Source organism: Kosakonia sp. H7A (genome assembly GCF_003028445.1).
Lineage (GTDB): Bacteria > Pseudomonadota > Gammaproteobacteria > Enterobacterales > Enterobacteriaceae > Kosakonia > Kosakonia radicincitans.
Genome location: NZ_PYTZ01000107.1, coordinates 1 through 466 on the forward strand (window position 1 = coordinate 1; position 466 = coordinate 466).

At 74.2% G+C, this 466-nt stretch carries 1 protein-coding gene; it reads left to right on the plus strand.

Annotation, left to right across the window (positions count from 1 at the left end):
• On the plus strand, nt 1–466 hold a 466-nt coding region (locus CWM66_RS28445; RefSeq protein ID WP_304598309.1), incomplete at both ends, for a phosphopantothenoylcysteine decarboxylase.

Below are 466 nucleotides of genomic sequence, written 5' to 3' on the forward strand. Positions count from 1 at the left end.
CTGGCCGATGACCTGGTTACCACCCTGTGCCTGGCGACCACCGCGCCGGTCACGGTGGCCCCGGCGATGAACCACCGCATGTGGCTGCATCCGGCGACGCAGGCCAATGTCGCCACCCTGCGTGCGCGCGATGTGCGCGTGGTCGGGCCGGCCGATGGCCCGTTGGCCGAGGGCGAATCCGGCCCCGGCCGCCTGGTCGAGCCGCACGAACTGGTCGCCGCATTGGCCGAGGGTGCTGCACCGGCGCCAGTCCAGGCCGATGCGCGCCTGCGCGGCCTGCGCCTGGTCATCAGCGCCGGCCCCACCTATGAGGACCTGGACCCGGTGCGCTACGTCGGCAACCGCAGCAGCGGCAAGATGGGCTTCGCTCTCGCCGCCGCGGCCGCCCGCCAAGGCGCGGACGTGACACTGGTCGCAGGCCCGGTACAGCTGGCCACGCCGCCGGGCGTGCAGCGCGTGGACGTGC